Source organism: Rhodoplanes azumiensis, from assembly GCF_042682915.1.
GTDB classification, from domain to species: Bacteria; Pseudomonadota; Alphaproteobacteria; order Rhizobiales; family Xanthobacteraceae; genus Rhodoplanes; species Rhodoplanes azumiensis.
The window spans coordinates 118,834-133,918 of the sequence record NZ_JBHUIW010000013.1 but is presented as its reverse complement, the minus strand read 5'-3'; the positions used below and the strand labels follow the sequence as shown (position 1 = coordinate 133,918).

Here is a 15,085-nt window from a genome sequence, read left to right as displayed (position 1 = left end):
CGAACGATCCGGTGGGCACCGCGGGCGTGCCGTCACGGGCGCCGTCGTTCTTGTCGAACCCGGCCCGAAGGCGTACCCTTTTTCGAGCGTGCCCCGGACTTGGTGGCCCGCGGTTCGGACCCTCACGTCCCTGTCTGTCACGGTGTCGCGATCGCGGCGGGGTCTCCGCGCGATCCCGGCGGGGCCGTCGGTATCAGGGGGACGTCCATGCCGGGTCCGTCATTCCCCTCCGCGTTGCTGTGGCCGATGCTGGCGGCCGTGTCGGCCAGCGAGGCGACCGCCGCCTTCCTGCACGAGATCGCCCGTCGGGCGGCGACCGACGAGGGCCTGCGTCCGCCGCTGGCCCGCCCCTCCTGGACCACCCCGCATCGCACGGCGCTGACGCTTCCGTCGTTGACATTGCTCGATTTTTCGATTGCGGCGCCGGCCACCTCGGGCGTCGCTCCGCCGACCGTCGTGTGTGGACCCTATGCGCTGCACGGCGCGACGGTCGCCGATTTCGCGCCCGGGCACAGCCTCGTCGAGACGCTCCTCGCCTGCGGCCGGCGCGACTTGCATCTCGTCGCCTGGCGCTCGGCGACCCCGAGCATGCGGCTGTTCACCATCGACACGCTGCTCGCCGACCTCAACGTCGCGATCGACGGCTTCGACCGGCCGGTCGACCTGATCGGTGTCTGCCAGGGCGGCTGGATGTCGCTGCTCTACGCCGCACGGTTCCCGAACAAGGTCCGGCGGCTGGTGGTCGCCGGGGCGCCGCTCGACCTCGCCGCAGGCGACTCCGGGCTCGCCCGCGTCGCCGCGGCGACGCCCCTGTCGCAGTTCGCCGAGCTGCTGCGGTTCGGCGACGGCCGGCTGCTCGGCCAGCTCATGCTCGGCCTGTGGGGCACGGCGCCGACCACGCCGGAGGCGATCCGCCTCGAGCTGCAGCTCCCCGCGCCATGTCCCGATCTGGCGCCGGAGCCCGACGAGGCGCCGCTGCTGCGGCGGTTCTGCGACTGGTACGACTGGACCGTCGACCTGCCGGGGCCGTTCTACCTGCAGACGGTCGAGTGGCTCTACAAGGAGAACCGGCTGGTGCGCGGCGCCTTCACGGCGCTCGGCCGGCGCATCGACATCGGCGCGGTGCGGCTGCCGGTGCTGCTGCTCGCCGGGCGCGACGACGTCGTGGTCGGCACCGCGGCGGTGCTCGCCGCGGCGCGCGCGCTCGGCACGCCGGCGGCCGAGATCGCCACGATGGAGGCGCCGGCGACCCATCTCGGCCTGTTCATGGGGCGGCGGACGCTCGCCGAGACATGGCCCACGGTCGTCGCCTGGCTCGATCGGCCGGATGCCCGCGCCGATCGCGAGCGCGCCGCCTGAGCCCGGCTTTCACCGCCGTGACCCCGCGTTCACGCTGTCGCGGGCGCGCGGTGGCACTTGCCCGTCGGCCTCCCTATATCGGACACTCCGGCCGAATGGGTGTCATGAGCGATCTCGACAAGTCCAACGATCTCGAAAAGAACCGTTTCTCCGCCCGGGCGAAGCGATACGCGCGGGTCGGCGCTAATGTCGGCGGCGTCGCGGCGCGGCTCGCGGCGACGCGCCTCCTGAGCGGCAGCCACGACCGCGAGACCGGCGCGGCCGATCTCGCCGCGGCGCTCGGCAGCCTCAAGGGGCCGATCATGAAGGTGGCCCAGCTGATGGCCACCGTGCCCGATCTCCTGCCGCCCGAATACGCGGCCGAGCTCGCCAAGCTGCAGAGCGAGGCGCCGCCGATGGGTTGGGCCTTCGTCAAGCGCCGCATGCAGGCCGAGCTCGGGCCGGACTGGCAGGATCGGTTCGCCGACTTCGAGCACAAGCCGGCGGCCGCCGCCTCGCTCGGCCAGGTCCACCGGGCGACCGCGCACGACGGCGCGCTCCTCGCCTGCAAGCTCCAGTATCCCGACATGCAGTCGGCCGTGGAGGCGGATCTCCAGCAGCTCGGCTGGCTGTTCGCCCTGCACCGGCGCATGGACGCCGCGATCGACACCAGCGAGATCGCCAAGGAGATCGCCGCGCGGGTGCGCGAGGAGCTCGACTACGAGCGCGAGGCGAAGCACGTGCGGCTGTACCAGACCGTGCTGGCCGACGTGCCGACCGTGAAGGTGCCGGGCGTCCGGCCGGAGCTGTCGACCAGGCGGCTCCTCACCCTCGACTGGCTCGAGGGCCAGCGGCTGCTCACCTACAAGACCGCCGATCTCGAGACCCGCAACCGCCTCGCCGAGGCGCTCTATCGCGCCTGGTGGCTGCCGTTCAGCCGCTTCGGCGTCATCCACGGCGACCCGCATCTCGGCAACTACACGGCGTTCGTCGCCGACGGCGTGCCGGCCGGCATCAATCTGCTCGATTACGGCTGCATCCGCATCTTCCCGCCGCGCTTCGTCTCCGGCGTCGTCGATCTGTATCACGGCCTCTTGGCGAACGACCGCGACCTGATCGTCGCCGCCTACGAGGCGTGGGGCTTCCGGGGGCTCACCGACGAGCTGATCGACATCCTCAACATCTGGGCGCGCTTCATCTTCGGTCCCGTCATGGAGGATCGGGTGCGCACCATCGCGGATGGCGTCAAGCCGTCCGAGTACGGCCGCCGCGAAGCCTTCACGGTGCACCGCGCCCTCAAGGAGAAGGGGCCGGTGACGATCCCGCAGGAGTTCGTGTTCATGGACCGCGCCGCCATCGGGCTCGGCGGCGTCTTCCTGCATCTCGATTCCCGGCTCAACTATCACCGGCTGTTCAACGAGGCGATCGAGCACTTTTCGGTCGCCGAGGTGGCGGAGCGGCAGCGCCGGGCCCTGACCGGGGCCGGGCTTCCGCCTCCTTCTAGTCCGGTCTAGGGTACTAACCTAACCCGTCATCTTGCATCGTGGCGCCACTCCGTTAAAGGAACGGCCTGTCTCGAACCGAGAGCCGGTGTGATGTCGCCATCCAAGAGGTCCGCCCCCGCGCGGGAGCGCATCGCCGCCCCCCCGGACAAGGATCCATCGGCGAAAGCGACCGAGCGCATCATCGACGTCGCCACCACGATGTTCCTCGGCATCGGCTACGAGCGCACCGGCATCGACACGGTGGTCGCCAAGGCGCGCGTCTCGAAGCGCGCCTTCTACGCTCAGTTCGGCAGCAAGGCGGATCTGTTCGCCGCCGTGGTGATCCGCCTCGCGGAGCGGAACTTTCCGAGCCTCGACGCGGTCCCGGCGACCGGCGCGCCCGTCGAGCATCTGCTCGAGCGGGTGGCGCTCGAGCTGATACGGATCAGCACCACGCCCGAATCGGTGGCGCTCGACCGCATGGTCACGGCCCAGGTCGGGCGGTTCCCGGAGCTCGCCCGCATCCTCTACGACTTCGCCGGCGCCCGCACGATCGGCGCGGTCTGCAAAATCCTCGAACAGGCGGTCGCCCGTGGCGAGCTGGTCATCGACGACTGCGTGTTCGCGTCCCAACACTTCCTCTCGGCGACCGTGCTCGGTCCCCGGCGCTTCGTCGTGCTCGGTCTCGAGGACGGCCGGATGACGCCCAAGAAGCTCGAGCGGCTCCGCCGGGGGATTCGCCTGTTCGTCGACGGCGCCCGTGGCACGGCGTCGCCCAAGCCCGGCCGGCCGGGGCCGCGGCGGCCGCAACGGACGTGAGCGCCGCGCGCAACGGCCGGGGCAGCGCCTTGAAGCTATTTCTCCATCGATATAGGATGAGTCGTCCGGGGCGGCTTGCATGACGAGTGACCTCGCAGAACCCGGAGCGCCGGGACGAGGCGGCGCGGCGGACGAACCGCCGGCGCCGGTCGCCGCGCTGTCGGGTGCCTCCGGGGCCGAGATCCAGGCCGTGATGGCGGCCTTCGCGCGGCGCCGCATCGGCGAAGGCGTGCGGGTGGTCGGCGTCGTCGAGGAGGCCGAGTGCGGCGACGGCCCCTGCGGAGGACGGTTCCTGCGCGATCTCTCGGACGGACGGCGCATCCCGATCAGCCAGAATCTCGGCCGCGAGTCGACCGCCTGCAATCTCGATCCCGGCGGCCTCGCCGAGGCCTGTGGTCTCGTGCAGGCGGCGATCACGGCCGGCGCCGACCTCGTGATCCTGTCCAAGTTCGGCAAGGTGGAGGTCGATCGGCGCGGCCTCGTCGAGGCGTTCCAGGACGCTGTCGCGGCGGACCTGCCGGTCGTCACCGCGGTGGCGCCGGCGGTTGCCGCGGCGTGGTCGGCCTTCGCCGGGCCGCTGGCCGTGACGGTCGCGGCCGAGGCCGATGCGCTCGACGCCTGGTGGGCGGGCCAGCGACGCACCTGCGCCGTGGCACGGGCGGCGCCGGAGCCAGCCGCCGCGGAGTGACGCGGCATCCGGCCGATCCGTTCGAAGGCTCGCGACGGCACAGCCTTCACCCCCCGCCGGGGGGAGCCGAAACCGAAATGGCCGCGCCGCCGCCCGCGCGCTAACGCGCCCCGATCCCCTTCACCGCGGCCTCGAACTGCGCGAGCGCGGCCGCGCGCTCGGCGTCGGTCATCATGGCGGCCGTGAAGCTGGAGCGGGCGAGCGCGACGATATCGGAGGCGGAGAGATCGAGGGCGCGAGCGACGGCGGAAAAGTTGTCGTTCACGTAGCCGCCGAAATAAGCCGGGTCGTCGGAGTTCACCGTGACGGCGAGGCCCTTCTCCATCATGTGCCGCAGCGGATGGTGCCTCAGGTCGTCGACGACGCGCAGGCGGAGATTGGAGAGCGGGCAGACGGTCAGCGGCACCCGGTCGCGGGCGAGCCGCGCGACCAGCACGTCGTCCTCCAGCGCCCGGTTGCCGTGGTCGACGCGGGCGACCCCGAGCACGTCGAGCGCCTGCCAGACATAGTCGGGCGGCCCCTCCTCGCCGGCATGGGCGAAGAGCGAGAAGCCGGCGTCACGGGCACGCGCGAACACGCGCGCGAACTTCTCGGGCGGATTGCCTTTCTCCGAGGAGTCGAGCCCCACGCCGACGATGCGGTCGCGGTGCGCCAGGGCGGCGTCGAGCGTGCGTTGCGCGTCGGCCTCGTCGAGATGGCGCAGGACGCACATGATCAGGCTCGCCCGGATTCCGAGCTCTTCACGGGCCTGCGTGCAGGCGCGTGAGAGACCGTTCACGACGGTGTCGAAGGCGATGCCGCGGCTGGTGTGGCCCTGCGGATCGAAGAACATCTCGACATGCACGACGTTGTCGGCATGGGCGCGCCGCAGATAGGCGAGTGCGAGGTCGTAAAAATCGTGCTCGGTGACCAAGACCGACATGCCGACATAGTAGACGTCGAGGAAGTCCTGCAGCGAGCCGAACGCATAGGCGCGCCGCAGCGCCTCGACCGAATCCCACGGCAGGCGGATGTGGTTCCGACGCGCCAGGGCAAAAACCATCTCGGGCTCGAGCGAGCCCTCGATGTGGATGTGCAGCTCGCATTTCGGCAGGCAGGCGACGAGGTGATCACGGTCCGGCATGTGCACGAGGAGTCCTCGGGGTTCGAATCCCGGGGACCATAGCAGATCGCTCCGTGGTCATGCGTCACGTCACCAGCGCGTCGGCCGGTGCGGCCTTGCCGGGGGCCGGTGCCGGAGCGGCAGGGCCGGCGGCGGCGAGCCCCGGGGCGGCCGGAGCGGGCGCCGCCGCGGACGGCGTGTCCGCCGGCGCCGCCGCAGCCGCCGACGCCTCGGCCTCCGCCGCGGCGAGGCGGCGGCGCTCGGCGCGCGGCAGGGCGAAACGATCGTAGAGGATCGGCAGCAGAAGCAGGGTCAGGGCCGTCGCCGTGATCAGGCCACCGATCACCACGATGGCGAGCGGCCGCTGGATCTCGGCGCCCGGCCCGGTGGCGAACAGGAACGGCACGAGGCCGAGTGCCGCGATCGAGGCGGTCAGCATCACGGGCCGCAGCCGGCGCCGCGCGCCCTCCGTCACGGCCTCGCGGAACGGCAGGTCGCCGCGTGCGCAGACCTCGTTGATGTGGGAGATCAGCACCACGCCGTTGAGCACCGCGATGCCCATGAGCGCGATGAAGCCGACCGAGGCCGGCACCGAGAGGAACTCCCCCGACGCCCACAGCGCGATCACGCCGCCGATGGTGGCGAACGGCACGTTGCAGAACACCAGCGTCGCCTGCCGCAGCGAGCCGAAGGTGAGATAGAGCAGCAGGAAGATGGCGGCGAGCGCGATCGGCACCACGATGGCGAGCCGCGCCGCGGCGCGCTGCTGGTTCTCGAACTGGCCGCCCCAGACGAGGCCGTAGCCCTTCGGCATCTCGACCTTGGTGGCGACGGCGGCCTTGGCGTCGTCGACGAAGCCGACGAGGTCGCGACCGCGCACGTTCGCCAGCACGGTCGCGAAACGCTGGCCGTCCTCGCGGATCACCTGGATCGGCCCGTCGTCGACGTTGATGGTGGCGACCTGCGCCAGCTCGACCGTGCCGCCGCCGGGCAGCACGATCGGCACGCGGGCGAGGTCGGCCGCCGAGGCGCGCAGCCGCTCCTCGCCGCGCACCACGAGCGGGGTGCGCACCTGTCCCTCCAGCACGAGGCCGAGGCGGCGGCCGTCGACCCACACGCGCAGCGCCTCCTGCACCTCCTGAGCGTTGAGGCCGAAGCGGCCGGCGCGGTCGCGATCGACCGCCACGGTGAAGTAGCGCATCCCGGCGTTGCGCAGCGCGAACACGTCGATGGCGCCCGGCACGCCGCGGATCGCCGTCGCGACGTCGCGGGCGACGCGGTTGAGGGTCGTGATGTCGTCGCCGAACACCTTCACGACGACGTCGCCGCGCGCCCCGATGATCATCTCCTGGACGCGCATGTCGATCGGCTGGGTGAGTGCGTAGTCGATACCCGGGATGGTGTCGAGCACGCGCCGCAGCTCGCCCAGGAACCAGCGCGTGTCGGGACCGCGCCAGGTCTCCTTCGGGGCCAGCGTCATGAACATGTCGGTCTCGTTGAGGCCGACCGGATCGATGCCGAGCTCGTCGGCGCCGGCCCGTGCCATGATGCCCTTGATCTCCGGGATCTCCTTCATCAGGGCCTCCTGGATGCGCAGATCGGTCTGCGCCGCCTCGTCGACCGAGATGGTGGGAAACTTTCTCATGGTGAGGACCGGCGTGCCTTCGTCCATCACCGGCATGAAGGTCGAGCCGATGCGCGGGAACACCACGGCGACGGCGGCGATGCCGATCGCCACCGCGACGACGACGGCGATCGGCTTGCGCATCACATAGGCGAGCAGCGGATCGTAGCCGGCGTGCAGCCTGCGCACCAGCCACGGATCGGCGTGATGGCCGGCGCGCAGCACATGCGCTGAGATCGCCGGCACCACGGTGAGCGAGAGGACGAGCGCGGCGATCAGCGCCACCACGATGGTGAGCGCGACCGGGCCGAAGAGCCGGCCCTCGAGCCCCTGCAGGGCGAGCAGCGGCGTGAACACCACGATGATGATGGCGACACCCGACACCAGCGGCACAGCGACCTCGCGGGTCGCTTCCGACGTGAGACGCAGCCGCGTCGCGAGATCCGGCTTCTCGACGGTCGAGAGCCGGTGCTCGACGTTCTCGACCACCACGACGGCGCAGTCGACCAGCAGGCCGATCGCGATGGCGAGCCCGCCGAGCGACATGATGTTGGCCGACCAGCCGAGCTGGCGCATCACCGCGAAGGTGGCGAGCAAGGCGAGCGGCAGGATCAGCGACACGACCAGCGCCGAGCGCAGGTTGCCGAGGAACAGGAGCAGCATCACGACGACGAGCGCGATGGCCTCCAGCAGCACCTTCTGGACGGTCCACACCGCCTTGCCGATCAGCTCGCTGCGATCGTAGAAGATGACGACGCGGGCACCGTCCGGAAGCTGCGGAGCGAGCGTCGCGAGCCGCGCCTTGACGCCGTCGACGACGCTGCGGGCGTTGGCGCCGCGCAGGCCCAGCACCATGCCCCACACGGTCTCGCCGCTCGCGTCGGCCGTCACCACGCCGTTGCGGGCGAGCGCGCCGAAGCGCACGTCGGCGATGTCGCCGACCCGCACGACCGAGCCGGCCCGCACCGTGACGATGGTGTTGCGCACGTCGTCGAGGGTGCGGATGCGCCCTTCCGAGCGGACCAGAAGCGCCTCCTCGCCGTTCCTGATGCGGCCGGCGCCGTCGTTCCTGTTGTTGTCCTCGATCGCTTCCTCGAGCATCTGCGTGGTGATGCCGCGCGCCGCCATGGCGGAGGCCGACGGGATCACCTCGAAGGTGCGAACGTAGCCGCCGAGCACGTTGACGTCGGCGACGCCGGGCAGGCCGCGTAGTGCGGGGCGGATCGTCCAGTCGAGCAGCGAGCGCTTCTCCTGGGCGCTCAGCGTGTCGGACTCGATCGTGAACATCACCATCTCGGCGAGCGGCGTGACGATCGGGGCGAGGCCGCCGTCGGCGTCGTCCGGGAGCTGGCTGCGCACCTCCTGCAGGCGCTCGTTGACCTGGGCGCGGGCCCAGAAGATGTCGGTTCCGTCGGCGAACTCGAAGGTCAGCAGCGCGACCGCGTAGCGGGTGGTCGAGCGCATGCGCACCAGGTTGGGGATGCCGCGGGCGGCGAGCTCGATCGGCGCGGTGACGCGGCTCTCCAGCTCCTCCGGGGTGAGGCCGGGCGCCTTCATCGAGACCAGCACCTGCACGGGCGCGACGTCCGGGAAGGCGTCGATGGAGAGCCGCTGATAGGCGGTCGCGCCCCACACGGCGAGGGCGATCGCGCCGATGAAGACGATGAGGCGCTGGCGCAGCGCGACGTCGACGAGAGACGAGAGCATCGAATCAGTCCTGGTCGGCGGCGGCGAGCTCGGCGAGCAGCGCGACCACGCCGCGGTCGGCCACCTGGGCGCCGGGCGACAACCGACCGCGGATCGAGGCGGTCGCCGTCGACTCGGCGACGACCTGCACGGGCATGGCGCGGAAGCCGGTCGGCTCGCGCACGAACACCCAGGCGCGGTCGCGATGCCGCACCACCGCGGTCGACGGCACCGACCATTGCGGCGGGCCGTTCTGGCCGATGCGGATCGTCGCGGCGACGGCGAGGCCGGGCCGCACGGCGCCGTCGCCGGCGTCGATCTCGGCGACCGCCACGGCCGACTGGGTCGCCGCATCGACGGTGCGGCCGATGCGGATGATGCGGCCCTCGACCCCGTAGGCCGGCAGGATCACGCGCGCCCCGACCGCGACGGCGGGTAGGCGGGCGGCCGGCACCTGCAGGTTCAGCCACAGGGGATCGAGCGCCGCGATGGACAGGAGCGCCGCCGCCGGCTCGACGCGCTGACCCGGATTGGCGTTGCGCGAGACGACCGTGCCGGAGATCGGCGCGTGCACCGTGACCGAGCTGGCGATCTTGCGGGTGGTGCGCAGCGCCTCGATCTCGGCCTCGGACATCTCCATCAGCGTGAGGAGTTGAGAACGCTCGTCGAGCCGCGACTTGGCGTGCGCCGCCTCGGTCTCGGCGACCCGCAGCTCGCGCTCGGGCGTCACCCGGCCTTCCCACAACAGGCGGGTACGGCGCAGCCGGTCGCTCGCCAGCGCGTCGTCGGAAAGGGCGGCGAGGTACTGGCGCTGCGCCTCGACGAGGTCGGGCGAGCGCAGCTTGACGATCGGCTGGCCGGCCGTGACGGTCTCGTCGGCGGCGACCAGCACGGTCTCGACCAGACCGCCGGCCGGCGCCGCGACGACGCGCAGCTGCTGCGGCGGGATCGCCACGGTGCCGGGCAGCGACAGGTCGAGGTTGCCCGTCTCCTGCATGATCGCCGTGGTGCCGATGCCGGCGGTGCGGATCTCGCGCTCGTCGAGCGGGAGAGCGATGCCCTCGCGATCGCGCGCGGCCGCCGCGGCGGCCTCGGGAGCGGCCGCCGCCGACGCGGTGGGCACACCGTCGGCGGCGACCGCGGGCGCCAGAGCGAGCGTTACCGTCAGGGCGGCGGCGAGCGCGCGCCCGGTGAGAGCAGTCGGGGACGGCATCGGGGTCTCGTTCGGTTCGGCTCGGAACGTCCAAGCGGAGAATTTCCAAGTCGGGCCGCCGGGACGCGCGTCGGAGACGGGTCTCGATCGCAGTCCATGCGGGCGCGTGTCGCGTCGCGCGTCAGCCTGCTCGATCTCGCACGATGCGCTCCTCGGTCTGTCGATCCTGGCCGAGACGTAGAACGGCCCGGGGGCTTCGCCAGGGCCGCGGCCCGTGTCGGCGATGTCGCACCATGCGACCGGACGCCGCGATCTCTGCCACTCGGCGAAGAATTACGCCCTGGATCACCGCCGTGATCACGTCCTGCGACACCTTGCCGTAGCGGCGCCGGATCGTGGCGGTGGGCCGGGGCGTGAGGAGTGGCTACCGTTTCGGCGACATCAGGGCGTCGACCGTGCCGGCCCGGGCGTTGGCCAGCGCGGCGCGGATGCGGCGGTCGAGCTCCGGCTCCAGGAACGGCTTGCGCAGGATGTGCTCGTGACGCACGCCGGCCAGCACCGTGGAGTCGGCGTAGCCGGTGATGAACAGGATCGGCAGCGCCGGGCGGCGCAGCCGCGCCTCGCGGGCGAGGTCGAGGCCGCTCATCCCCGGCATGGCGAAGTCGATCAGCGCGAGCTCGATGTCGTCGCGCGAGGCGAGCCGCTCGAGCGCGGCGCCGCCGCTGCCCGCCTCGATGACCCGATGGCCGAGCGTCTCCAGCATGGTCGCGGTGATGTGGCGCACGTCGTCGTCGTCGTCGACCACCAGCACGCAGGCCGATGCGCTCTTGCCGGTCGGTTTCTCCGGAGCGCCGTTGGACTCCGCCTCCTCGGCCGAGCGCGCACGCGGGAAGAACACCCGCACCGTCGTGCCGTGTCCCGGCTCGGTCTCGAGGGCGACGCCGCCGCCGGACTGCTTGGCGAAGCCGAGCACCTGCGAAAGCCCGAGCCCCGAGCCCTTGCCGACCGTCTTGGTGGTGAAGAACGGCTCGAACGCCTTGGCCTGCACCTCCTCCGACATGCCGGTGCCGGTGTCGCTCACCGCCACCTCGACATAGTCGCCCGGCCCCGGATGCTCCGGCCGCGTCGGGTCGTCGCGCGTCACGTTGGCGGTGCGCACCGTGAGCCGGCCGCCGACCTGCATGGCGTCGCGGGCGTTGATCGCGAGGTTGAGGATGACGAGCTCGAGCTGGGTCGGATCGACCAGCGCCGACCACGGCTCGCGCTCCAGCACGGTCTCGATCTCGATGCCGCCGCCCATCGTGGTGCCGAGCAGCTCGCGCATCCGCGTCACCGTGTCGTTCAGGTCGAGAGCGCGCGGCTCGAGCCGCTGGCGGCGCGAGAAGGCGAGCAGCTGGGCGATCAGCTTGGCGCCGCGCTCCGCCGCGATGCGGATGTGGGTGACGCGCCGCATCAGCTTGGGATCGTCGGCCTCGGCCCACAGCCGTTCCAGGTAGCTGGCGTTGCCGAGGATGACGGTGAGCAGATTGTTGAAGTCGTGGGCGACGCCCGAGGTGAGCTGGCCGACGGCGTCGAGCCGCTGCATCTGGCGCAGCGTCGCCTCGACCTGCTCGCGCTCCTCGATCTGGGCGAGGAGCTGGCGGTTCGCCGCGGCGAGATCCTCGGTACGCTCGGCGACGCGCGTCTCCAGCGTCTCGTTGAGACGGAGCAGCTCCTCGCGGCTCTTGCGCAGCGCCGCCTCGAAACGCCGTGCCGCGCTGACGTCGACGCAGGATCCGATGAAGCCCAGAAAGCTGCCGTCGGCAGCGTAATGCGGCACGCCGGTGTCGTCGACCTGGCACCATTCGCCGTCGTGACGCCGCAGGCGGAACTCGAAGCGGAACGGCTCGCGCCGCGCGAAGCCGGCACCGTAGACGCTCTCGCAGCGGGCGCGGTCGTCGGGGTGGACGTCGGCGAGCCAGCCGTCGCCCAGCGAGGCGTCGAGACTGCGGCCCGTGAAGGCGAGCCACGGCCGATTGAACCAGGTGGCGCGGCCGGACGGCTCGCACAGCCAGATCATCACGGGCGCCGAATCGGCGAGGTCGCGGAAGCGCGCCTCCAGGCGGGCGAACTCGTCGGTGCGGCGGCGCTCCTCCTCGCTGGCGCGGGCATTGGAGAGAGCGCTCGCGAGGTGCCCGACGACGAGATCGAGGAAGCCGCGATAGTCGTCGTCGAAGGCGCGCCGCGGGTTGATGCCGATCACCACGGCGCCGCACACGGCACCGGCGGCGCCGAGCCGCGGCACCGGCAGGACCAGGGCGCGCTTCACCGGTTCGGGCCACGCCGCGCCGACGAGCGAGCCGAAGCGGAACGGCAGATAGTCGAGCAGGGCCGGCTCGCCGGTGCGGATCACCCGGGCGACGCTCCACGGATCGTCGTCCTCCGGACCGATCTCGGCCGCGAACCGGTCCGCCGGCACCCGGGTGGCGCCGACCGCGCAGGCGACGCCGCGGTCCTCGTCCTGCAGATAGAGGAGCACGAGCGGAACGTCGGGGTTGTCGGCGCCCAGCACCGCGAGGGCGCATTTGCAGGCGTGCTCCACGGTGCGGGCTTCCGCCGTCTGGGCCGCGAGCTCGCGCAGGATTTTCAGGCGACGCTCGCTCAGCACCCGCTCGGTCGTCTCGGTGACGGCCGTGAAGACGCCGCCGATGCGGCCGTCGGCATGCTTGATCGGGCTGTAGGAGTAGGTGAAGTAGGCCTCTTCCAGGTAATTGTTGCGGTCGAGGGGCAGAAAGACGTCCTGCGACCACGTCGCCTCGCCGGCGAGAACGCTCTCGAGCTGCGGCCCGATGATGCTCCAGGTCTCCGGCCAGATGCCGCGCCCGGAGCGGCCGAGGCTCGCCGGATGCTTGGTGAGACCGAGAATCGGCCGGTAGGCGTCGTTGTAGAGCATCACCAGCTCCGGTCCCCACCAGATCACCATGGGGAAGCGCGAGGCGAGGCAGATGCTCACCGCCATCTTGAGCGCGTCGGGCCACTGCTCGGGCGGCCCGAGCGGCGACCGCGTCCAGTCGTGCGCCCGCATGAGCGCGCCCATTTCGCCGCCCTCGGCGAGGAACTGGCAGTTGCTGGGAATGATCTCGACTCGTCCGGTTTCGGGGGCGGTGTCGTCGGCGCGGTGGTCGGCAGCACCTTGTTCAGGTTTGTTTGTCGCTGCTGTGGCGGCGGCCGCGGTGTCGAGGCCGATCTGCGGTGGCTCGGCGGCGCGCACCGTGGCGGGCGGGACTGCGTTCGCGCGATGCACTGTCATCACTCGGGACTCGGCACGGCATCGAACGGGCTAAGACCTGTCGCGGACGAAACGTGGCCCCACGACGACACGTCGACCCGGCACGCGGGCACGCGACGTGGTTCCGGTCAGGGTGACGGAATGTGGGAGACCAGTCAATTCGATTTCGCGTGCAGAGGTTTAGGCTCGGGCTAAGGATCCCCTTGCGGGCGCGCTCGCGGCCTGTAACGTGCCGCTCCCGATCACCCCCGAGGGACGAGACGCCATGGATGCGACCGCGCTGCGTGCCTTGCAGGCTCCGATCAAGGAGCGCTACAAGGCCGACCCGACGACCGCGCTGATCACCCTGAAGGCCACGGGCGCGCTCGACGACACCAGCATCGCCTGCAAGGTCGAGACCGGCCGCGCGCTGGCGGTGGCCGGACTGCATCCGGCGACCGGCGGCAGTGGGCTGGAGCTGTGCTCGGGCGACATGCTGCTCGAGGCGCTGGTCGCCTGCGCCGGCGTCACCCTGAAGGCGGTGGCGACGGCGCTCGCGATACCGCTGGCGAGCGGCACCGTGACCGCGGAGGGCGATCTCGATTTTCGCGGCACGCTCGGCGTCGCCAAGGACGCCCCGGTCGGCTTCGCGGCGATCCGGTTGACCTTCACGGTCGAGACCGATGCGCCGCAGGAGCAGCTCGATCAACTCCTCAAGTTGACCGAGCGCTACTGCGTCGTCTACCAGACCATCAAGAACGGCCCGCGGGTCACGGTGCGTCTCGACCGGGCGTGAGGCGGCGTCCGCCAATCGTTCGGAGGTCGCCGCTTTCGCAAGTCGGGCGTCGCATGTTCGCTCGGTCGTTCCGGAGCGGCGCGTGAGCGCCGAGCCCGGAACCCATACGCCCGGTCTCTCGTGAGCCGCCGGCGCAGGGGCTATGGATTTCGGCTTCGCGGGTGTTGCCCGCGCCCCGGGATGACGGGCTCTCGAGGAACTCCGACCCGCCATGTCCCCTGATCTCGCGTTGCTGCTGCCGCTCGCCAGCAAGATGGCGATCACGGCCCTGATCGTCGTCGTCGCGACGCTCGCGGCCGAGCGCGCCGGCCCCGTGCTCGGCGCCATGATCGCGACGCTGCCGACCTCGACCGGGCCGGCCTATGTGTTCCTCGCGCTCGCCCACGACGCCGACTTCATCGCGGCGGCGGGGCTTTCGAGCTTCGTCGCCAACATCGCCAACGGCGCCTTCGCCCTCGTCTACGTCCACGTGGCGCAGCGCCACGGAATCCTCGCGAGCGCGCTCGCCGCGCTGTCCGGGTGGTTCGCCGCGGCGCTCGTCGTGCAGGCGGTGGCGTGGACGACCGTGCCGGCCATGATCGTCACCTACGGCGTGCTGATCGTCTGCGTGCTGGCGGCCGCGCGTTTCCGTCACGCCAAGATGCCGATGGCGCGACGGCGCTGGTACGACATCCCGGCCCGCGCCGTGACGGTGGCGAGCCTGGTCGGCTTCGTCGTGACGGCGAGCTCCTGGCTCGGCACCGCCTTCACCGGGCTGTTCTCGGCGTTTCCGGTGGTGCTCCTGAGCTTCGTGATCATCCTGCAGTCGCGCCTCGGCGGACCGGCGAGCGCCGCCATCCTGGCCAACGCGCTGCTCGGCCTGATCGGCTTCTCGTCGGCCTGCCTGAGCATCCATCTCGCCGTGCCGCTGCTCGGCGTGTGGCCCGGCCTGGCGACGGCGCTCGCCGTCGCGATCGGCTTCAACCTCGCGGTGCTGCTGATCCGCCGGCCGCGGCGGGTGGCGTGAGGCGTCCCTGCGTTCCGGGGCACCACGCCCGGCGGCCGCGCGCATCGCGATCGATTCGCCACCTTCGGGGCATGCTCTAGAATCGGTCCGTCCCCGCGCCCGAGACGATGCCCGAAGGACCGACGTCCCCGAAGGACCGACA

The 15,085-nt window shown here is 71.5% G+C and carries 10 protein-coding genes; 6 read left to right on the top strand and 4 right to left on the bottom strand.

The window, feature by feature from the left end; translation table 11 throughout:
- The first annotated feature begins 207 nt into the window (after positions 1-207).
- From ACFSOX_RS12810 to ACFSOX_RS12795, 4 genes are all read left to right on the top strand, one after another.
- Positions 208-1,359, top strand: coding sequence for an alpha/beta fold hydrolase (locus ACFSOX_RS12810; RefSeq protein ID WP_378478206.1), 1,152 nt, complete (start codon positions 208-210; stop codon positions 1,357-1,359).
- Positions 1,360-1,463: 104 nt separating this feature from the next.
- Entirely contained in the window at positions 1,464-2,852 is a 1,389-nt protein-coding gene (locus tag ACFSOX_RS12805; RefSeq protein WP_378478205.1) for an ABC1 kinase family protein, read from the top strand.
- Between the two features lie 81 nt (positions 2,853-2,933).
- Entirely contained in the window at positions 2,934-3,641 is a 708-nt protein-coding gene (locus tag ACFSOX_RS12800; protein ID WP_378478204.1) for a TetR/AcrR family transcriptional regulator, read from the top strand.
- Between the two features lie 79 nt (positions 3,642-3,720).
- A complete protein-coding gene (locus tag ACFSOX_RS12795; protein ID WP_378478203.1) occupies positions 3,721-4,329 on the top strand; it encodes a DUF2478 domain-containing protein in 609 nt (202 codons plus the stop codon).
- Between the two features lie 100 nt (positions 4,330-4,429).
- On the opposite strand, the gene ACFSOX_RS12790 is transcribed toward ACFSOX_RS12795, so the two are convergent.
- From ACFSOX_RS12790 to ACFSOX_RS12775, 4 genes are all read right to left on the bottom strand, one after another.
- Positions 4,430-5,452, bottom strand: coding sequence for an adenosine deaminase (locus ACFSOX_RS12790; protein WP_378478202.1), 1,023 nt, complete (start codon positions 5,450-5,452; stop codon positions 4,430-4,432).
- Between the two features lie 64 nt (positions 5,453-5,516).
- Complete coding sequence (locus ACFSOX_RS12785) at positions 5,517-8,762, bottom strand: efflux RND transporter permease subunit (protein WP_378478201.1); 3,246 nt, start codon at positions 8,760-8,762, stop codon at positions 5,517-5,519.
- Positions 8,763-8,766: 4 nt separating this feature from the next.
- Positions 8,767-9,954, bottom strand: coding sequence for an efflux RND transporter periplasmic adaptor subunit (locus ACFSOX_RS12780; RefSeq protein WP_378478200.1), 1,188 nt, complete (start codon positions 9,952-9,954; stop codon positions 8,767-8,769).
- Between the two features lie 364 nt (positions 9,955-10,318).
- Complete coding sequence (locus ACFSOX_RS12775) at positions 10,319-12,970, bottom strand: ATP-binding protein (RefSeq protein WP_378478199.1); 2,652 nt, start codon at positions 12,968-12,970, stop codon at positions 10,319-10,321.
- Positions 12,971-13,427: 457 nt separating this feature from the next.
- Between ACFSOX_RS12775 and ACFSOX_RS12770 the strand changes: the two genes are divergently transcribed.
- Complete coding sequence (locus tag ACFSOX_RS12770; RefSeq protein ID WP_378478198.1) at positions 13,428-13,937, top strand: OsmC family protein; 510 nt, start codon at positions 13,428-13,430, stop codon at positions 13,935-13,937.
- Positions 13,938-14,148: 211 nt separating this feature from the next.
- Positions 14,149-14,943 (top strand): hypothetical protein, encoded by a 795-nt coding sequence (locus ACFSOX_RS12765; protein ID WP_378478197.1) that lies wholly within the window; start codon positions 14,149-14,151, stop codon positions 14,941-14,943.
- Positions 14,944-15,085: the final 142 nt, after the last annotated feature.